Raw genomic sequence first — 18,103 nt, 5'->3', positions numbered from 1 at the left:
GGGTCAGGGCGTAGCGGGCGGGAGTCGTGGTCTTCGCGGTCATGTCTGTTCTCCTGGTCAAGGCGGGATCGCGGCGGGGCGTCCGGAGGGCGACGTAGGGTGGCGGGATGGGTGAGCGGGTCGGGACGGCGGAGGCGGCGCGGAGCATCAGGGTGCCGCGGGAGGACGACGACAAGTACACGCGCGGAGTGCTGGGGATCGCGACCGGGTCGGAGCGGTACCCGGGTGCGGCGGTGCTCGGCGTCGAGGCGGCGGTGCGGACGGGAGTCGGCATGGTCCGCTACCTCGGACCGGAGCGGCCCTCGGGCCTGGTGCTCGCCCGGCGGCCGGAGGTCGTGACCGCGGTGGGACGCGTGCAGGCCTGGCTCCTCGGCTCCGGCACCAGCGCCGAGGACCGCAGCGACGAGGAGCGTCGCACCCTGATCGAGCAGCTGCACTCGGGAGTCCCGGTGGTGCTCGACGCGGGAGCGCTCGACCTGATCGACGAGGCCGCCGGCCCGGTCGTCCTCACGCCGCACTACCGCGAGCTCGCCGGAGTGCTCGGCCGAGCGGGCCTGGACGCGGACGCCGCGACGATCGCGGAGGCCCCGGGGGAGTGGGCGCGCCGGGCGGCGGACCGCCTCGGAGTCTGCGTCCTCCTCAAGGGCGGGACCACGCACGTCGTCGCGGGCGGCATCGAGCTCGAGGTCACCGGATCCACGCCCTGGCTGGCGACCGCGGGCAGCGGCGACGTCCTCGGCGGGGTGCTCGGCGCCCTCCTCGCCGGTCGAGCCGCGGACGCCGAGGCGGCCGGGGAGACCCTGACCGCGGAGGATCTCGCCCCCCTGGCCGCCGCGGCCGCCGTCCTGCACGCGGAGGCCGGACGGAGCGCCTCCGCCGGCGGCCCGATCGCCGCGCTCGACATCGCCGAGCACCTGGCCGGAGTGGTCGCCGCACTCCTGCGCTGACACGCCCGTCGGACGAGCCCTGAACCGAACCGGGACCGCCGCCGTTGTCCTGGAGGAAGCGACGCCCGCGGCCCGGCTCACCGGCCCCGCACCGCCGCCTCATCGGCTGCTCGAAGCGAGCACCACTACCGTCGGATCCGCCGCGTCCGCCTTGACCAGGAGAACAGACATGACCGCGAAGACCACGACTCCCGCCCGCTACGCCCTGACCCTCCTCGCCGGCGTCGGCACCCTCGCCGCGCTCGCCGCCTGCTCCAGCACCACCACGACCGGGAGCGACGCCGCCGACGCGGCGACCACCACCGCTCCGAGCACCGCCACCAGCTCCGCCCCCGAGGCCACCGGCGCCGCGTCCTCCGCCGCGAGCGGCAGCAGCTACGCCGACGGCACCTACGAGGCAGAGGGCGCCTACACCTCGCCCGGAGGGAACGAGACGGTGGGCGTCTCGCTGACCCTCGCCGACGGCGTCGTCACCGACGTGACCGTGACCCCGGAGTCCGAGAACCCCACCGGCCAGCAGTACCAGTCGCGCTTCGCGGGCGGCATCGCGGGCGAGGTCGTCGGCAAGCAGCTCGACGAGCTGAAGGTCTCCAAGGTGTCGGGGTCCTCCCTCACCTCCGGCGGCTTCAACGACGCCGTCGAGACCATCAAGGCCGATGCCACGGCCTGACGCCCCGACGGTCCTCGGCCACGCATGGCGGTTCGACGCGATCGGCACCGGCTGGCAGATCGACACCGCCGAGCGGCTCGGGCCCTCCCGCCGCGCGCGGGTCGAGACGCGGATCGCGGAGTACGACCGCACCTGGTCGCGGTTCCGCGACGACTCCGCCGTCTCGCAGCTGCGGGTCGGCGGCGAGCGCGTCTTCCCCGACGAGGCGGTCGATCTCTTCGCGCTGTACGACGTCCTCGACGAGCTGACCGGCGGGGCGGTCACCCCCTTCGTCGGCGGCCCGCTCGAGCAGCTCGGCTACGACTCCGCGTACACCCTCGTCCCGCGCGGACCCGCGGTCCCCGCTCCCTCCTGGGCCTCGGCCCGTCGCGGGGCGGCGGGACTGCGGGTCGAGCCGGGCACCGTCGTCGACGTCGGCGCTGCGGGCAAGGGCCAGCTCGTCGACCTCGTCCTCGAGGAGCTCGCCGGAGCCGGGCCCGCCCTCGTCGACGCGAGCGGCGACCTCCGGGGCATCGGAGCCGGACCCGTCCGGGTCGGCCTCGAGCACCCGTGGGACCCGAGCAGCGCACTGGGAGTGGCGGTGCCCGGCGAGCGCGCGCTCTGCGGCTCGGCGAGCAACCGCCGCGCCTGGGGCAGCGGCCTCCACCACGTCCTCGACGGGCGGACCGGCGCTCCGGTCGAGAGCATCGTCGCCGCCTGGGCGGTGGCCGACACGGCCCTCGTCGCCGACGGGCTCGCGACAGCGCTGTTCGTCTGCCCGCCCGAGATCCTCGCCGAGCGCTTCGACTTCGAGTTCGTCCGCGTCCGCAGCGACGGCACCCTCCACTACTCGCCTTCCTTCCCCGGAGAGGTCTTCCGATGATCGGCACCTTCGACCGCGCCCTCGGCCGCGTCACCACCTACCGGCTGGTCTGGATGACGCTCGCCGCGCTCCTGCTCGTCGCCGTCGGCTTCGCCGCAGCCGGCCTGATCTTCTCGACGCCGCTCGAGATCCTCGGCACGACGCTGGTCGCCGTCGCCTCGACGGCCCTGGTCAGCGCGGTCCTCGCGAGGCTGTTCCGGAGCCGCGCGCACCTGGAGTCCTCGCTCGTCACCGGTCTGCTGATCGCCTGCCTGCTCTTCCCGACGGCGGATCCCCGGGGGCTCGCCGTGATCGCGCTCGTCGGCGCGATCGCCGCTGCGTCCAAGTACGTCCTCGCCTGGCGGGGCCGCCACCTCTTCAACCCGGCCGCGGTCGCCGTGCTGATCATCGGCTTCACCGGACTCAACGCCGGAGCCTGGTGGATCGCCAGTGGCGCGATCTGGCCGTTCGTCGTCGTGGGCTCCCTCCTGATCGTGGCGCGGGTCCGCCGCTGGGCGGTCTTCGCCGTCTTCGTGCTCGTCGCGGGCGGAGTCTCGGTGCAGCAGGCAGTGCAGAACGGCCAGGACCTCGGAGCCGCGGCGGCCCTGGTCCTCACGGCCTACCCGTTCGTCTTCGCGGGCGCCTTCATGCTGACGGAGCCGCTCACGCTCGCGCCGCGCCGCTCGCAGCAGCTGATCATCGCGGTCGTCGCAGCGCTCGTGGCGAGCGTCCCGTTCCACGTCGGCGTGATCTCCGCCACCCCGGAGCTGGGCCTCGTGGTCGGCAACGCCCTCGCCTTCGCCTTCGCGTTCCGCCAGCGCCGCCGGCACACGCTCGAGCTCGCCTCGACCCGCGTGCTGGCGCCGGGCATCGCGGAGTACCGCTTCCGCTCCCGCTCGCCGCTGACCTTCGAGCCCGGTCAGTGGCTCGAGCTCGACCTGCCGCACCGCGCCGACAGCCGGGGCAGCCGACGCACCTTCTCGGTCTCCTCCGCTCCGTCCGACGGCGAGATCGCGATCGCCCTGCGGATGCCGGAGAAGGCGAGCAGCTTCAAGCGCGCCCTCGCCGCGCTGGAGCCCGGCGACTCGCTCCGGGCGACGAGCGTCGGCGGCGACTTCGTCCTGCCGGACGACGCCTCCGTGCCGCTGCTGCTGGTGGCGGGCGGCATCGGGATCACCCCGTTCGCCAGCCAGCTGCGCTCGCTCGCCGACGGTCCGCGGCGCGACGTCGTCGTCGTGGTCGCCGCACCGAGCCTCGCCGACGTCGCGTACCGCGACCTGCTGCAGGAGTCGGGTGCCCGGGTCGTGCTCTGCTCGAAGGAGGCGCCGACCGAGCTGCCTGCAGGGTGGTCGCACGTGACCGGACGACTGAGCGCCGAGCTGCTCGCGGACGCGGTGCCCGACTCCGGACGGCGGGTGGGCTACGTCTCCGGGTCGCCGTCGTTCGTCGACTCGGTCCGCGGCGCCCTGCGCGGTGCCGGGGCGAAGCGGATCCGCACCGACGCGTTCGCCGGGTACTGAGGATCCGCGGGCACTGAGGATCCGCGGGCACTGAGGGTCCGCCGGGTACCGACTCCCGCCGGGGTGCTGATGCCCGACGGGAGCGGCGCTCTCAGGCGGGCTCAGGTGCTGCCAGGGTCCCGTTCAGCGGCCCCTCTACAATGACGCGGTGCCGTCCTCCCCTCCTCGAGCGTCCTCCCGCCCCCTCGCGCGGCTGCGCGAGAACCGCGACTCCGTCGCCGTGCTCTGGGGCGCCTTCGCGCTGGTGCACGTGGTGCTCTCCCTCCTGGCGCTGTTCGCTCCGGGTCTGCCGATGGGCGACGTCAGCATCGTCTACAAGGAGTGGATGAGGACCGCCGTCGAGGGCGGCGGCATCGCCGGGATCGACACGGGCTGGGTCTACCCGATCCTCGCCTGGGGCCCGATCGCCGCCTCCTGGCTCTTCGGCTCGGCCGGCTACGACCTGATGTGGCTCGTCCTCGTCGCGATCGCCGACGCCGCCGCCTTCGCCCTGCTGCTGCGCGGCCGGTCGGCACCGCGCCTCGCCGCGGCGCGCTGGTGGCTGCTGTTCCTCGTCCTCCTCGGGCCGATCGCGATCGGCCGCATCGACGCCTTCACCGCGCCGCCGGCCATCGCCGGGATGCTCTGGGCGGCGACCCGTCCGGGCGTCGCGGCACTCCTGCTGACCGTCGCCACCTGGATCAAGGTGTGGCCTGCCGCGATCCTCGCCGCCGCCGTGCTGGTCCTGCGCGGACGACTCCGGATGATCCTCGTCCCCGCCGTCGCCTCCGTGATCATCGTGCTCGCGGTCGTCCTCGTCGGCGGCGGGGACCAGGTCTTCAGCTTCGTCACCGATCAGACGGATCGGGGCCTCCAGATCGAGGCCGTCGTGAGCACCCCCTGGATGTGGCTGTCGGTCCTCCCGGGATCGGGGAGCTACGTCTACTACGCCGCCGACATCAACACCTTCGAGATGCACGGGCCCGGCACCGAGACCGCCGCGAGCCTGATGACCCCGCTGCTCGCTCTGGCCATGCTCGGCGTGGCCCTGCTGGGTGCCCGTGCTCTCGCCCGTCGGGCGGACCCCGCCAGGCTGTTCCCGCTGCTCGCGCTGACCTTCGTGGTCGTGTTCATCGACACCAACAAGGTGCTCTCGCCGCAGTACATCGTGTGGCTCGCGCCGCCCGTCATCGCCGGGCTGATCGCGTGCCGCGACGGCGCGTTCGACCGGCCCGCCAAGCTGACGCTCGTCACCGCTGCTCTGACCCAGGTGGTCTACCCGTACCTCTACCTCTTCCTCCTCTGGTCGCACTGGTGGATGGTGCTCGTGCTGACGGTGCGGAACGTCCTGCTCGTGGTGCTGCTCGGCTGGCTGCTGCGCGAGCTGTGGCGGATGGGGACGGCGCGGGTCGTCGCATCCGGCGTCACGACTCCCGCGTCGTCGCTGACCGGGGAGACCCGCCTGGCGCCCCAGGGCTCGTAGGCTCGGAGGGCGCGGGGCCGGCACGCGGCACGCGCAGTCAAGGAGGCTCCCATGCTCGTCGCATTCTCGGTCGCACCGTCCGGGGGCGAGGCGCCCGACGCGTCCGTCCACGACGCGGTCGCCGCCGCCGTCCGCATCGTCCGCGAGAGCGGCCTTCCGTCGCGGACGACCTCGATGTTCACCGAGATCGAGGGGGAGTGGGACGAGGTCTTCGACGTCGTCAAGCGCGCCACGGAGGCCGTCGGAGCGTTCGGGACGCGCGTGTCGCTCGTCCTGAAGGCGGACATCCGCCCCGGCTACTCGGGCGAGATCGACGGCAAGATCGCCCGGCTGAACGACGCGCTGGGGGAGTAGCGGGTTCCCGCCGCGACCTCTCGCGCCCGGGAAGGCTCGAATCGATTCGACATCCGCTCGATCCTGAGTAGCCTTGACCGGTGACGTTCTCGCCTGCTCGGACCCGACTCGCCCTGCTCGCCCTCGCGATGGGGGGCTTCGGCATCGGCTCGACCGAGTTCGTCGCGATGGGGCTCCTCCCGCAGCTCGCCGCCGACCTCCTCCCCGGGGTCTGGGCCGCGAGCCAGGAGCAGGCCGTCTCGCAGGCCGGGATGCTGATCTCGGCCTACGCGCTCGGCGTCGTGGTCGGCGCCCCCACCATCGCCGCCGCCGCGGCGCGCTGGCCGCGCAAGAGGCTCCTCCTGACCCTCCTGGTCGCCTTCACCGTCGGGACGATCGGCTCGGCACTGCTGCCGAGCTTCCCGCTCGTCCTCGCCGCGCGCTTCGTCGCCGCGCTCCCGCACGGCGCCTACTTCGGCATCGCCTCCCTGGTCGCCGCCGACCTGATGGGTCCCGGCAAGCGCGGCAAGGGAGTCGCGTTCGTCCTCTCCGGGCTCACGATCGCGAACGTCGTCGGCGTGCCCGCGATCACCTGGGTCGGGCAGGTGGCCGGCTGGCGCAGCGCCTACCTCGTGGTCGCGGTGCTCTTCGCGCTGACCGTCGTGGCCGTCCAGCTGCTGGTGCCCGCGCAGCCCGGCAATCCGGCGGCGACCGTTCGCAACGAGCTGCGGGCGTTCGGGCGCCTGCAGGTCTGGATGACCCTCCTCGTCGGCGCCATCGGCTTCGGCGGACTCTTCGCGATGTACAGCTACATCTCGCCGCTCGCGACCGAGGTGACGGGTCTGCCGCTGGGCGCGGTCCCGTGGATCCTGGTCGTCATCGGCCTCGGGATGACCGTCGGCAACCTCGTCGGCGGCTGGGCCGCCGACCGCGACGTGCGGCGGGCGCTGGTGGTGTTCTTCGCCGGCGTCGGCGTCTCGCTGATCGGGCTCGCACTGTCGGCCTCGTCGGTCGTCGGCCTGGTGGTGTTCGCGTTCCTCTCGGCGGGCTTCTCGGCGGCCGCGTCGCCCGCGATCCAGACCCGGCTGATGGACGTGGCGCGGGACAGTCAGACGATCGCGGCCGCGCTCAACCACTCCGCCCTCAACATCGGCAACTCGGTGGGCGCCGCGCTCGGCGGCCTGACGATCGCCGCCGGACTCGGCTACCTGTCGCCCATCTGGGTCGGCGTCGGCCTGACCGCGGCGGGCATCGTGCTCGCTCTCGGCAGCATCGCGATCGACCGCGCGCGCGGCACGGTCTACCCGGTCCACCGCGAGTCGGCCCGTTCGGACACCGACGGCGTCCCGGTCGACGCTCTGTGAGCCGCGGCGCGGCCCAGGCCTCTGGAAGACTCGCGGCATGCGCGCCGTCAGCTACTCGTCCTTCTCCGCTCTCCCCGCGATCGTCGAGGTCCCGGAGCCCGTCTGCCCCGTCGACGGCGTCGTCGTCCGCGTCGCGGCGACCGGGGTCTGCCGGAGCGACTGGCACGCGTGGAAGGGGCACGACGACTCGGTCGTCCTGCCGCAGATCCCCGGGCACGAGTTCGCCGGGACGGTGATCGCGACGGGCGGCGAGGTGTCGCTCTTCGACGTCGGCGACCGGGTCACGGCGCCGTTCGTGTTCGCCTGCGGCGACTGCGAGCAGTGCCGGGAGGGGGCGACGCAGGTGTGCCTCCGCCAGCAGCAGCCGGGGTTCACGCTCGACGGGTCGTTCGCCGAGGCGGTGGTCGTGCCGCGTGCGGACCTGAACCTGGTGCGCCTGCCCGACTCCGTCGGCTTCGTCGAGGCGGCCGGCCTCGGCTGCCGGTTCGGGACCGCGTACCACGCCCTGCACGAGCGCGGCCGGGTCGCCCCGGGGGAGTGGGTCGCGGTGCTGGGCTGCGGCGGGGTTGGCCTCTCCGCGGTGATCGTCGCGCTCGCGGCCGGAGCCCGGGTGGTGGCGTCGGACGTCTCCGCTCCGGCGCGGGAGGCCGCGGCCGCGCTCGGGGCGGTGACGGTCCTCGGAGGCGAGGGCGCCGCCGAGGCGATCCGAGCGGCGACCGGAGGAGGAGCGCATCTGGCGATCGACGCCGTCGGCAGCAGGGTCACGGCGGAGGCGTCGATCGCCGCCCTGCGTCCGCGGGGCCGGCACGTGCAGGTGGGTCTGCTCCTCGGCCCCGACGCGGCACCGGCGATCCCGCTCGGGCGGGTCATCGCCCAGGAGCTGGAGCTGCTGGGCAGCCACGGTATCGCCCGGAGCGGCTACACCGCCCTCCTCGACGACATCGTCGCCGGCCGTCTGCGCCCGGCCGACTCCGTCGGCCGCACCATCGCCTTCGAGGACCTGCCCGACGCCCTCGCCGCGATGGACGCCCCCGCCGTCGCCCCCGGCATGACGGTCGCCGTCCTCGGCCCCTGACGGACGTGGTCCGGGGTCTCGATACGCCGCGTCCCGCGGCTACTCGACCGGCATGAAGGAGGCGCGCCCCGCAGTGGGGCGGGGACCGCCGCGCCCTCGCAGAGCCCGCCGACAGGAATCCGCGTGCCAGCGGATCACTGCCGGGCGACGCACCCCGCTCTGCGGAACGCACCACGTCGTGGAGCCGACCGCGCCGCGGCGGGCAGGGACCGCCGCGGAAGACGACGCAGCCCGCGTGCCAGCCGATCACTGCCGGGCGACGCACCCCGCTCTGCGGAACGCACCACGTCGTGGAGCCGACCGCGCTGCGGCGGGCAGGGACCGCCGCGCCCTCGCAGAGCCCGCTGACAGCGATCCGCGTGCCAGCGGATCACTGCCGGGCGACGCACCCCGCTCTGCGGAACGCACCACGTCGTGGAGCCGACCGCGCCGCGGCGGGCGGGGACCGCCGCGCCCTCGCAGAGCCCGCTGACAGCGATCCGCGTGCCAGCGGATCACTGCCGGGCGACGCACCCCGCTCTGCGGAACGCACCACGTCGAGAGGCCGACCGCGCCGCGGCGGGCAGGGACCGCCGCGGAAGACGACTCAGTCCGTCTCGATGAGGATCCCGTCGTGGATGGCGCGCTTGCGCAGAGCCACCTTCGTGCCGACGTCGATGCCGACGACGCGGTACTTCTCGCGGATCCGCTTGAGGTACGACTTCGCCGTCTCCTCCGAGATGCCCAGCTCGAACGCGACCGATTTCACCGGCTCGCCGCCGCCGTAGAGGGCCATCACACGGCGCTCCTGCGCGCTGAGCTTCGGGGCTCCGTCGGAGTCGCCGGTGGAGAGCGCCATGTCGAGCTCGTGCGAGATGTAGGAGTGGCCGTCCTTGGCCGCGCGGATCGCCTCGACGATCATGTCCGCGTCCTCGGTCTTCACCAGGTAGCCGAGGGCTCCGGAGGCGAGCGCCTCGCGGACCACGGCGGGCTCGGAGTAGGTGCTCATCAGCACGGTCTTCACGCCGGTGGTCTTGAGGGTCGAGAGCTTCACCGAGATCGGGATGTTGTCCTTGAGGTCGAGGTCGAGGAGGACGACGTCGACGGGGAACTCGGGGTGCGTGAGCAGCTCGGGCCAGGAGGCGACCGCGGCCACCAGCTGGATGTCGGAGGCGGCTCCGCGGATCCACTCCGTGAGCGCCCCGAGGAGCATCTTGTGGTCGTCCACGACCGCGAGAGTGATCTTCGCGTCAGCGGTGGGTGTCATCGGTGTCCTTCGGTCGGCGGTCGTCGGCGGTCTCTCGGCGGCTGCTCACCGGTCGGCGGGATTCTCGACCAGGCAGTCGATCTCGATCCGGAGCTCCCCGTCGCGCGAGGTGTCGCGGAAGACGCCGACCTGAGCGATAGCCTCCCACGTCGCAGGATCGACGCCGCGCAAGGGCGCGCCTGAGGAGTGGAGCGTGATCGGCACGAGCAGCCCTCGGGCGGACGTCGCGGCTCCGGGGTCGCGGGGGCTGCCCGATTCGACGTGGAGGACCACGGCGAGCCCGGTCGCGCTGTCGGCGATCAGCCAGATGGCCGAGAGGAGCCCGTCGCGCTGCTGGTGTCCGAGGAGTCCGGCGGTGCCGTCCGGGTCGTCGAGCTCGACGAGCGGTGCGAGCAGCTCGGACTCGAGCACGGCGTGGTGCAGCCAGGTCTCGCGCCGCCCCTCGATGAGGTGGAGACGGAGCTGGGTGGCGAGCGAGGTCGCGTGGGCGGCGCGCTGGGCGTCGAGGGGCAGCCGGACCGAGCCGTCGCCCACCTCGGCGAGGAGGCGCTCGGCGGCGAGGTCGAGCCGTGCGAGCTCCTCCGAGGCGAGCATCCCGACCGCGTACCGCGGGCCGAGCGTGGTGCTCTGCACGAGGGCGCGGTCGATCTCGAGCTGGACCATCCGGCGGAACCCGCGCATCATCACGACCACGACGACGGCCGGCGCGATCGTCACCACGAGGGCGCTGATGCGCACCGAGAGCGCGCCCGCTCCGCCCGACTCCATCGAGAGGAACGCGATCACCTCGGCGATCGCGACGAGGGTGCTCACCGCGAGGATCTCGATCCCGCGCCGGTGGACGATCAGGGCGGCGTGCGCGACGGCGCCCGCGACCGCGGCGGTGGGGACGGTGCGGGCCGCGCCGGAGTCGGTCACGGCCACCAGGTCGAGCACGACGGCGGCTCCGACGGCGACGAGGAGGCAGAGGTAGACCGGGAGCGGCAGGCGGCGTCCGCCGAGGTGGATCGCGAGGACGGTGGATCCGAAGGCCAGGACGACGAGGACCCAGGCGATCGCCGCGGGCGCGAGGTCGCTGTAGCGGGCAGAGGTCGAGAGGAAGATCAGCAGCTCGTAGGCGAGGATCGCGGCGGCGATGCCGTTGAGCCCGCTGCCGAGGTAGTTGGTGCCGAGCCCCTCCTGCTGGCGGCGGACCGAGCGGGCCGACCGGGACGAGCGGCCGTGCGTGGCGGTCACGCGTCCCAGGAGAGGGGCCCGCGACTCGGGTCCGGGGCTCACTTGGGGACCTCCAGCACCACGGTCGTCCCCGATCCGGGGGCGCTGAACAGGCGGGTGCGGCCGCCGACGTCGCCGAGCCGGGCGATCACCGACTCCTTGAAGCCGAGTTTCGTGTCGGGGACGGTCGCGATGTCGAAGCCCGCGCCCGCGTCCGTGACCATCGCGCGGACGGTCGCCTCGTCCTCGGTGATCGTCACGTCGGCCGAGGCGACGCCGGAGTGGCGGCGCACGTTCTCGAGGCACTCCGCCAGGGCGAGCACGAAGGAGTCGAGAGCCGCGCCGGTGAGAGCCACCTGGCCGGAGCCGTGCAAGATCACGTCGAGCCCCATCCGGCCGAAGCGGTTGCGGACGGTCTCGAGGGTGTTGGCCGCGGGGGCGGAGGTGACGCTGGTCAGCTGGTACGAGCCGGACGCGCTCGGCGTGGGGGTCCCGCCGAGCCGGAGCTGGCGCAGGAGCTGCGCGTCCTGGGCCGCCTGCTGCCGGAGTGCCTCGACCGACACTCCGCGGCCCGAGTGCGCGAGGAGCGTGAGGGTGGCCAGCACCGTGTCGTGCAGGAGCCGCGCGCCCTGCCGGCGCTGCGCCTCCGTCTCGCTGGCCAGGCGCTCCACGCGGTGCGCGTTGCCGATGCTGTCGATCCGCCGCACCACTCGCGGGACCGCGGTGCTGATCCAGAGGGCGAAGCCGCAGAGCGTGCCCCAGGGCAGCAGGCTCTGGACGACCACGGTGGGGATCATGGTGCCGCTCGAGACGAGCACCGACGGGATCAGGCTCGGGAGGAGCACCGGCAGCAGCAGGAGCAGACGGCGCGCGGACGTCGTCACGACCACGGCGATGCTCGCGGTCACGGCGTTCGCGGTGTTGACGAGGACGAACCCGGCGAAGTCGGCGCCCGGAGCGAGCCCCAGCGCGAGGCCCCAGCCCAGCAGCAGGCCGCCGACGGCCACGGCGATCACGCGGCTGCGGCGCCCCGTCCGGGCGAGCTCGACGTGGGCGGCCATCATGCCCAGGAGCAGCGCCACGGCGAACGGCACGGCGGCGGGCTGGAGCGTCCCGGGGATGAGGGCCATGCCGAGCGCCCCCGCCTCCGTGAGCAGGCCGATCCCGCAGGCGGAGTGGCGCAGCAGCCGGTCGCGCTCGCGGGCGCTGCGGATCATCGGCACGCTCTGGCCCCCTCCGGTCGTGGCGCGGGGCTGGCCCCCGTCTCACGATAGCCACTGGCCGGGCCGGTGGGCGCGGTTCGGGGCGTCGAACCGCGCCGGAGTCGGACGGGTCAGGCCGTCGCGGGATGCGCCAGCAGCCGGGCGAGGTGCGCGCCGACCGCGTCGTCCTCGATGAGGAACCCGTCGTGGCCGAACGTCGAGGTGATCACCGCGACCTCCTCGCCGTCCAGGGCGCCCGGAGCGTGCGCCGCGATGATCCGCTGCCCCTCGACCGGGAAGAGCCGATCGCTGTCGATGCCGAGGACGAGGGTCGGGCTGGTGATCCGGGAGAGGGCCGCCGCCTCGCCGCCCCGGCCGCGGCCGACGTCGTGCGAGTTCATCGCCTCGACCAGCGTGATGTAGCTGTTCGCGTCGAAGCGGCGGGTGAACTTGTTGCCGTGGAAGTCGAGGTAGGACTCCACCGCGAAGCGGCCGCCGCCGCCGAGCGGGCTGAGCCCCGACTGCCAGCTCCGCTCGAAGCGGTCGTTGAGCTCGGAGGGGCTGCGGTAGTTGAGCAGAGCCATCCGGCGGGCGAGCGCGAGGCCGTGGTACGGGCCCTGGCCGTCGCCGGCGTCGTAGTAGGCGCCGCCCGCGAAGGCCGCGTCGTTGCGGATCGCCTCGAGCTGCACGAAGTTGAGGGCGATCTGGTCGGCCGTGGCCCGCGGGGGAGCGGCCAGGACCGCGAGGCGCGCGACCCGCTCCGCGTGGTCGATCCCCCATTCCAGCGCCTGCATCCCGCCCATCGAGCCGCCGATGACGGTGTGCCAGCGCTCGACGCCGAGCAGGTCGCTGAACTGCGCCTGCGCCCGCACCTGGTCGCGGATGCTCGTGTACGGGAACCGTGCACCCCACTCGTGGCCGTCGGGGGCGAGGGACGCGGGCCCGGTGGAGCCCTGGCAGCCGCCGAGCATGTTCGGGGCGACCACGAAGAAGCGGTCGGTGTCGATCACGAGGCCGGGGCCGACGAGTCCCGACCACCAGCCGTCCGTCGCGTGGCCGGGATCGCCGCGGCCGAGCAGGTGGGAGTCGCCGGTCAGCGCGTGCAGGACGAGGACGGCGTTGTCGCGGCGCTCGTTCAGCGCGCCCCAGCTCTCGTAGGCGATGCGGGCGTGGGGGAGGTGGCCGCCCGCCTCGAAGTCGAACGGGCCGAGGTCGACGAAGCGGCGCCCGCCCGGGTGGTCGCCGTCGCGCCAGGCTCCGGTGGCGGGCGGCTTGCCGATGACCGAGAGGAGCTGGCGCTCGGTGACGAACGCCGACGGGACCGTGTCCTCGAGAGTCTGCTGCCAGTCCATAGCGCTGTCCATCGTGTCAGAGCGCCGCGGGGCGAAGCCGTTTGTTACGCCCTGCTCCCGCGCTCCTCCGCCCGAGCGCGGAGCGCCCTGACGCGATCCCCGCGGGCGGGGACCCCGTCAGGGCGCCGAGGGGCCTCAGGCGTTCGCGCGGGAGGCCTCGACGACGGCGCGCGCGGCGCGGAGGGCCTGGTCGAGGTCGGCGCGGAGGTCGTCGACGTTCTCGAGTCCCACCGACAGGCGCACCAGGCCCGGAGTGACGCCGGCCGTCAGCTGCTGCTCGGGCGAGAGCTGCGAGTGGGTGGTCGACGCCGGGTGGATGACCAGCGAGCGGACGTCGCCGATGTTCGCCAGGTGCGAGAACAGCTCCAGCGAGTCGACGAAGGCCCGGCCGGCGTCCACTCCGCCCTTGAGCTCGAACGAGAGCACCGCGCCCACGCCCTTCGGGGCGTAGCGGTTGGCCGCGGCGTACCAGGGCGAGGTGGGCAGCCCCGAGTAGTTCACCGAGGCGATGTCGGAGTGGTTCTCGAGGTACTCCGCGATCTCCTGCGCGTTCTGCACATGGCGCTCGATCCGGAGCGAGAGGGTCTCGATGCCCTGGATGAGCTGCCAGGCGCTCGCCGGGGCGATCGAGGCGCCGAGGTCGCGCAGCAGCTGCACACGGGCCTTGATGATGTAGGCGAGGGAGTCGCCGACTGCGGCGGTGTAGACGGCGCCGTGGTACGACTCGTCCGGCGTGGTGAGGCCGGGGAAGCGCTCGGCGTTCGCCGTCCACGAGAAGCGCCCGCCGTCGACGATCGCGCCGCCGATGACCGTGCCGTGGCCGCCGAGGAACTTGGTCGCCGAGTGGACGATGATGTCCGCGCCGTGCTCGAAGGGGCGGATGAGGTAGGGCGTCGCGATGGTGTTGTCCACGATCAGGGGCACGCCCGCGTCGTGCGCGACATCGGCCACGGTGCGGATGTCGAGGATGTTGATCTTGGGGTTGCCGACGGTCTCGGCGAAGAACAGCTTCGTGTTCGGGCGGACGGCGCGGCGCCACTCCTCGCGGTCGTCCTGGTTCTCGACGAAGGTCGTCTCGATGCCGAGCTTGGCGAGGGTGTACTTGAAGAGGTTGTAGGTGCCGCCGTAGATCGAGGACGACGAGACGATGTGGTCGCCGGCCTGGGCGATGTTGAGCACGGCCGCGGTCTCGGCGGCCTGGCCCGAGGCGAGCAGCAGGGCGCCGGAGCCGCCCTCGAGGGCGGTGAGCCGCTCCTCCACGACCGCCTGGGTCGGGTTCTGGATGCGGGTGTAGATGTTCCCGAACTCCGCCAGCGCGAACAGGTTCTGGGCGTGCTCCGCGTTGTCGAAGACGTAGGAGGTGGTCTGGTAGATCGGCGTCGCGCGGGCCTTGGTCACCGGGTCCGGCGCGGCTCCCGAGTGGATCTGCTTGGTCTCGAACTGCCACTTCTCGGAGTCGGTCATGGTGCTTCCCATCGGATCGTCGGGGTCGGGGACGGGGCCGTTCTCCGTCGCGACGAGCGTACGCGGGGGTCCGCCGGGCGGCCAGGACCGCCGACACACGGGGTAACGGCCGTCAGCGCCGCTCGGGCTGCCGGTCGCGCTTGGCGCCGGTGGGGTCGGCGCGGTCCGGGCGCCGGGGCCTCTCATCGGCCGCCGGAGCGAAGAGCCAGGCTGCGCGGGGCTCGACCAGCCGGTGGAAGACGGTGCGGGTCCAGCCCAGCGAGAGCGCGACCGAGACCGCGACGCAGAACACGATCATCAGCACGAGGGCGAGCGTGCTCTCCGTCCGCGAGAGGATCCCGGACTCGCGCAGCGGATAGAGGACGAAGCTGTGGAGGAGGTAGACGTACATCGTCGACTGCCCCCAGGCCGTGAGCGCGGTGCGGCGGCGCGGCACCAGCGCGAACAGCGCGAGCGAGAGCACGACCGCCCCGGACATCAGGGCCAGCCGCACCAGTCCGGCCCACCACTGGGTCTCGCCGAGGGCGTCGTAGGGGCGGTCGTAGAAGAACCAGTAGCGCAGGTCCGCCGCGCGGAACGCCTCGATGTTGACGGTCATGACGACCGCCGTGACCGCGAAGAGGACGACGGCGAGGATCCGGGTGAGGAGCACCCGCGACGGCGGCTGGGCGAGCCAGCGGTCGACGGCGGAGCGGCCGCCGGGGGCGAAGCCGCGCAGGCGCCAGCCGAAAACGAAGAAGGGCAGGATCCCGATCGCGCGGGCGAGCGAGAAGGTCGAGTCGATGTTGTCGTAGTAGCTGACCCCGACCGCGAGCACCACGCTGATCAGCAGCGGCCAGCGCAGCAGCGCCAGGTAGGGGAGGACGAGGCGGAAGATCCCCAGCGCGAGCAGGAACCACAGCGTCCAGCTCGGCTTCGTGGGGTTGAACTCCTGCTTGCCCTCGACCAGGAACTGCACCAGGGTCCAGATCGTCTCCATGATCAGGTAGGGCAGGAGGATGTCGGTCAGCACCCGCCGCATCGCGCGCGCACTCGGTGCGCCGCTCTTGGAGAAGTAGCCCGAGATGATCGCGAACGCCGGCATGTGGAAGGCGTAGATCGTCAGGTAGACGATGAGCGAGGTGTCGGAGTTGGCCGTCAGCCGCTGGACGCCGTGCCCGATCACGACGAGGGTCACGCAGACGAAGCGCGCGTTGTCCCAGAGGGGCACGCGGCGCTTCGGGGCAACGGCTGTCCCGGCGGTCGCGGGAACCGGGTCGGCGGGCGGCACGCGGCCAGACTAGCGTTGGGCTGCGACGACGGCGTCGACGGTGTCCGAGGCTTGACGGAAGGGGACGGGCGTGGATCGACGCGTTGTCGTGACAGGAGCGAGTTCAGGGATCGGGGCGGCCACGGTCCGCCTGTTCCGCGAGCACGGCTGGGAGGTCGTCGCCGTCGCGCGCCGGCGCGACCGGCTGGAGGCGCTCGCCGCCGAGACCGGCGCCGGGTACTTCGCCGCCGACCTCACCGACGCCGCCCAGGTCGATGCGCTGCGCGACCACCTCGCCTCCTCCGGGCCCGTGCACGCGCTCGTGAACAACGCGGGCGGCGCGCTCGGACTCGACTCGGTCGAGAAGTCCGACCCCGAGGACTGGCGCCGCATGTTCGAGATCAACGTGCTCTCGGTGAAGCTGGTGACCAGCGCGCTGCTCCCGCTGCTGCGCGCCGGGATCCGGGGGAGCGGGACCTCCGCGGACATCGTGACGGTCACCTCGATCGCCGGCCACGTCGCCTACGAGGGCGGAGGCGGGTACAACGCCGCCAAGCACGCCGCGCACGCGCTCGTCGCCGTGCTGCGGCTCGAGCTGGCCGGCGAGCCGATCCGCGTGATCGAGATCGCGCCGGGGCTGGTGCACACGGACGAGTTCTCGCTGGTCCGCTTCGGCGGCGACCGGGACCGCGCCGACGCGGTCTACGCCGAGGTCCCCGACCCGCTGGTCGCGGAGGACGTCGCCGCCGCGATCGTCTCCTCGGTGGAGCTCCCCGCGCACGTCAACCTCGACCTGGTGACCATCAAGCCGGTCGCGCAGGCGGCCCCGCACAAGGTCGCGAAGGGGCCCCTGGCGCCGCGCACCCGACCGATGTGACGCGGAGGCCCGCGACGGCCTAGCCTGTCCCTCATGGTTTCCGACGCCGACGACTCCGCCGCCCTCCTCGCCGCCACGGAGAAGGAGGTGCTCGGCTGGCTCGAGTTCGGCGACGCCGCACGGCACCTGGCCGACGACGTGGTCGCGTCGGGCTACCGGCCGGAGCTGGTCGTCGCCATCGCGCGCGGCGGTCTCCTGCTCGCGGGCGCCGTGGCCTACGCGCTCGGCATCAAGAGCTGCGGGGCGCTGAACGTCGAGTTCTACACCGGCGTCGAGGCGCGCCTGGCGGAGCCCGTGGTGCTGCCGCCGCTGCTCGACGAGGCGTCGGTGCGCGGCAAGCGCATCCTCCTGGTCGACGACGTCTCCGACTCCGGCCACACCCTCGCCCTCTCGGTGAAGCTCATCCGTGCGATGGGCGCCGAGGTGCGCACCGTGACCCTCTACACGAAGCCGCGCACGGTCCTCGAACCCGATTTCTTCTGGCGCCGCACCCCGCGCTGGATCGTCTTCCCCTGGTCGGCCCTGCCCCCGGTGGACGGAGCCCTCGCCGAGGACGACGAGTGAGCGTCCACCTGATCGGCGGCGGAGGCGGAGTCGAGCACGACCAGCAGCTGTACGGGGCGTTCCTCGCGGAGGCGCGCGCCCACGCCGTCGACGCCGGCCGGATCGAGGGCCCGCGCATCGCGATCGTCGTCGTCCACGACGGGCTCGGCCCCGAGGCCTACGCCGGCTACGCGGCACTGCTCGCGACGGTCGGCCCGCTCGACGCGTTCGCGGTGATGAAGCCGGAGGGCGGCCGGATCGATCCCGCGGTCTTCGACGACGTCGACGGGGTCTTCGTCGGCGGAGGGCTGACGCCGGCCTACCGCGACGCACTCGAGGCCTCCTTCCCGCGCCTGCGCGACCTCGTCTCCTCCGGTGTGCCGTACGCCGGCTACTCGGCGGGAGCCGCCGTCGCGGCCGACCGCGCCCTCGTCGGCGGCCACCGGATCGGCGGCGTCGCCGTCGTCCCGGAGGGCGCGGCGGAGGAGCTCGACGAGGTCACGGTGCTCGAGGGCATCGGCCTCATCGACGTGACGGTCGACGTGCACGCCGCTCAGTGGGGCACCCTCGGCCGCCTGGTCGCCGCCGTCGAGGCGGGCCTGGTCGACGGCGGCGTCGCGCTCGACGAGTCCACCGTGCTGATCGTCGGCACCGGCGCGCTCCGCGTCGGCGGCGCCGGCTCGGTGTGGCGCGTGAGCGGGAGCGACGCCGGAGTCGTCGTCGCGACGCTCGCGGCGAGCTGA

17 protein-coding genes are annotated in these 18,103 nt (G+C 73.4%); 11 read left to right on the top strand and 6 right to left on the bottom strand.

The annotated features are described in order from the left end of the window. Positions 1 to 107 precede the first annotated feature (107 nt). The 8 genes from C5D44_RS04125 (at position 108) to C5D44_RS04090 (ending at position 8,212) form a co-directional block, all read left to right on the top strand. A complete protein-coding gene (locus C5D44_RS04125) occupies positions 108 to 947 on the top strand; it encodes an ADP/ATP-dependent (S)-NAD(P)H-hydrate dehydratase (RefSeq protein ID WP_104280914.1) in 840 nt (279 codons plus the stop codon). 169 nt (positions 948 to 1,116) lie between these two features. Beyond that, on the top strand, positions 1,117 to 1,617 hold the full coding sequence (locus tag C5D44_RS04120) for an FMN-binding protein (protein WP_104280913.1): 501 nt from the start codon (positions 1,117 to 1,119) through the stop codon (positions 1,615 to 1,617). Further along, positions 1,604 to 2,479, top strand: coding sequence for an FAD:protein FMN transferase (locus C5D44_RS04115; protein WP_104275283.1), 876 nt, complete (start codon positions 1,604 to 1,606; stop codon positions 2,477 to 2,479). The genes C5D44_RS04120 and C5D44_RS04115 overlap by 14 nt, the downstream gene beginning before the upstream one ends. Next, positions 2,476 to 3,978 carry an oxidoreductase gene (locus tag C5D44_RS04110; RefSeq protein WP_104280912.1) on the top strand — a complete coding sequence of 501 codons (1,503 nt, stop codon included), beginning with the start codon at positions 2,476 to 2,478 and terminating at the stop codon, positions 3,976 to 3,978. Before C5D44_RS04115 ends, C5D44_RS04110 begins: the two co-directional genes overlap by 4 nt. A 148-nt stretch (positions 3,979 to 4,126) precedes the next feature. Continuing rightward, positions 4,127 to 5,440, top strand: a complete 1,314-nt coding sequence (locus tag C5D44_RS04105; RefSeq protein WP_104275281.1) for a glycosyltransferase 87 family protein — start codon at positions 4,127 to 4,129, stop codon at positions 5,438 to 5,440. Positions 5,441 to 5,491: 51 nt separating this feature from the next. Next, positions 5,492 to 5,794: a thiamine-binding protein gene (locus tag C5D44_RS04100; RefSeq protein ID WP_104224449.1), complete on the top strand. Its 303-nt coding sequence runs from the start codon at positions 5,492 to 5,494 to the stop codon at positions 5,792 to 5,794. 128 nt (positions 5,795 to 5,922) lie between these two features. Beyond that, positions 5,923 to 7,137: an MFS transporter gene (locus tag C5D44_RS04095; protein ID WP_104280922.1), complete on the top strand. Its 1,215-nt coding sequence runs from the start codon at positions 5,923 to 5,925 to the stop codon at positions 7,135 to 7,137. Between the two features lie 37 nt (positions 7,138 to 7,174). Beyond that, positions 7,175 to 8,212 (top strand): alcohol dehydrogenase catalytic domain-containing protein, encoded by a 1,038-nt coding sequence (locus C5D44_RS04090; protein ID WP_104280911.1) that lies wholly within the window; start codon positions 7,175 to 7,177, stop codon positions 8,210 to 8,212. A gap of 586 nt (positions 8,213 to 8,798) precedes the next feature. Here C5D44_RS04090 and C5D44_RS04085 read toward each other — a convergent pair. From C5D44_RS04085 to C5D44_RS04060, 6 genes are all read right to left on the bottom strand, one after another. After that, positions 8,799 to 9,458, bottom strand: a complete 660-nt coding sequence (locus C5D44_RS04085) for a response regulator (RefSeq protein ID WP_104224447.1) — start codon at positions 9,456 to 9,458, stop codon at positions 8,799 to 8,801. Between the two features lie 45 nt (positions 9,459 to 9,503). Next, positions 9,504 to 10,694, bottom strand: a complete 1,191-nt coding sequence (locus C5D44_RS04080; protein ID WP_146087969.1) for a hypothetical protein — start codon at positions 10,692 to 10,694, stop codon at positions 9,504 to 9,506. Between the two features lie 38 nt (positions 10,695 to 10,732). Then, the gene (locus tag C5D44_RS04075) at positions 10,733 to 11,890 is read right to left on the bottom strand and encodes a sensor histidine kinase (RefSeq protein WP_104280909.1); all 1,158 of its coding nucleotides are present in this window, start codon (positions 11,888 to 11,890) and stop codon (positions 10,733 to 10,735) included. 116 nt (positions 11,891 to 12,006) lie between these two features. Beyond that, positions 12,007 to 13,227 carry a homoserine O-acetyltransferase gene (locus C5D44_RS04070; RefSeq protein WP_104275277.1) on the bottom strand — a complete coding sequence of 407 codons (1,221 nt, stop codon included), beginning with the start codon at positions 13,225 to 13,227 and terminating at the stop codon, positions 12,007 to 12,009. Positions 13,228 to 13,362: 135 nt separating this feature from the next. Continuing rightward, positions 13,363 to 14,691 (bottom strand): bifunctional o-acetylhomoserine/o-acetylserine sulfhydrylase, encoded by a 1,329-nt coding sequence (locus C5D44_RS04065; protein WP_104225507.1) that lies wholly within the window; start codon positions 14,689 to 14,691, stop codon positions 13,363 to 13,365. Between the two features lie 112 nt (positions 14,692 to 14,803). Next, the gene (locus C5D44_RS04060; protein WP_104280908.1) at positions 14,804 to 15,901 is read right to left on the bottom strand and encodes an acyltransferase family protein; all 1,098 of its coding nucleotides are present in this window, start codon (positions 15,899 to 15,901) and stop codon (positions 14,804 to 14,806) included. Between the two features lie 130 nt (positions 15,902 to 16,031). Here C5D44_RS04060 and C5D44_RS04055 point away from each other — a divergent pair, with 130 nt between their 5' ends. The 3 genes from C5D44_RS04055 to C5D44_RS04045 are packed head-to-tail and all read left to right on the top strand — an operon-like array spanning position 16,032 to position 18,103. Next, positions 16,032 to 16,817: an SDR family NAD(P)-dependent oxidoreductase gene (locus C5D44_RS04055; RefSeq protein ID WP_258067870.1), complete on the top strand. Its 786-nt coding sequence runs from the start codon at positions 16,032 to 16,034 to the stop codon at positions 16,815 to 16,817. Positions 16,818 to 16,850: 33 nt separating this feature from the next. Continuing rightward, a complete protein-coding gene (locus tag C5D44_RS04050) occupies positions 16,851 to 17,381 on the top strand; it encodes a phosphoribosyltransferase (protein WP_104224441.1) in 531 nt (176 codons plus the stop codon). Continuing rightward, entirely contained in the window at positions 17,378 to 18,103 is a 726-nt protein-coding gene (locus tag C5D44_RS04045) for a peptidase S51 (RefSeq protein ID WP_104275274.1), read from the top strand. Before C5D44_RS04050 ends, C5D44_RS04045 begins: the two co-directional genes overlap by 4 nt.

This window comes from Rathayibacter sp. AY1B5 (assembly GCF_002932795.1).
Lineage (GTDB): Bacteria > Actinomycetota > Actinomycetes > Actinomycetales > Microbacteriaceae > Rathayibacter.
This window is presented reverse-complemented; position numbering and strand designations above follow the sequence as displayed.

What these genes read in the sequence shown, in the direction of transcription:
- C5D44_RS04110 (WP_104280912.1), top strand. Translation starts at nt 2,476, where the DNA reads ATGATCGGCACCTTCGACCGCGCCCTCGGCCGCGTCACCACCTACCGG.
- C5D44_RS04100 (WP_104224449.1), top strand. Translation starts at nt 5,492, where the DNA reads ATGCTCGTCGCATTCTCGGTCGCACCGTCCGGGGGCGAGGCGCCCGAC.
- C5D44_RS04070 (WP_104275277.1), bottom strand. Translation starts at nt 13,227, where the DNA reads ATGGACTGGCAGCAGACTCTCGAGGACACGGTCCCGTCGGCGTTCGTC.
- C5D44_RS04120 (WP_104280913.1), top strand. Translation starts at nt 1,117, where the DNA reads ATGACCGCGAAGACCACGACTCCCGCCCGCTACGCCCTGACCCTCCTC.
- C5D44_RS04115 (WP_104275283.1), top strand. Translation starts at nt 1,604, where the DNA reads ATGCCACGGCCTGACGCCCCGACGGTCCTCGGCCACGCATGGCGGTTC.
- C5D44_RS04075 (WP_104280909.1), bottom strand. Translation starts at nt 11,890, where the DNA reads ATGATCCGCAGCGCCCGCGAGCGCGACCGGCTGCTGCGCCACTCCGCC.
- C5D44_RS04125 (WP_104280914.1), top strand. Translation starts at nt 108, where the DNA reads ATGGGTGAGCGGGTCGGGACGGCGGAGGCGGCGCGGAGCATCAGGGTG.
- C5D44_RS04050 (WP_104224441.1), top strand. Translation starts at nt 16,851, where the DNA reads ATGGTTTCCGACGCCGACGACTCCGCCGCCCTCCTCGCCGCCACGGAG.
- C5D44_RS04065 (WP_104225507.1), bottom strand. Translation starts at nt 14,691, where the DNA reads ATGACCGACTCCGAGAAGTGGCAGTTCGAGACCAAGCAGATCCACTCG.
- C5D44_RS04090 (WP_104280911.1), top strand. Translation starts at nt 7,175, where the DNA reads ATGCGCGCCGTCAGCTACTCGTCCTTCTCCGCTCTCCCCGCGATCGTC.
- C5D44_RS04085 (WP_104224447.1), bottom strand. Translation starts at nt 9,458, where the DNA reads ATGACACCCACCGCTGACGCGAAGATCACTCTCGCGGTCGTGGACGAC.
- C5D44_RS04095 (WP_104280922.1), top strand. Translation starts at nt 5,923, where the DNA reads ATGGGGGGCTTCGGCATCGGCTCGACCGAGTTCGTCGCGATGGGGCTC.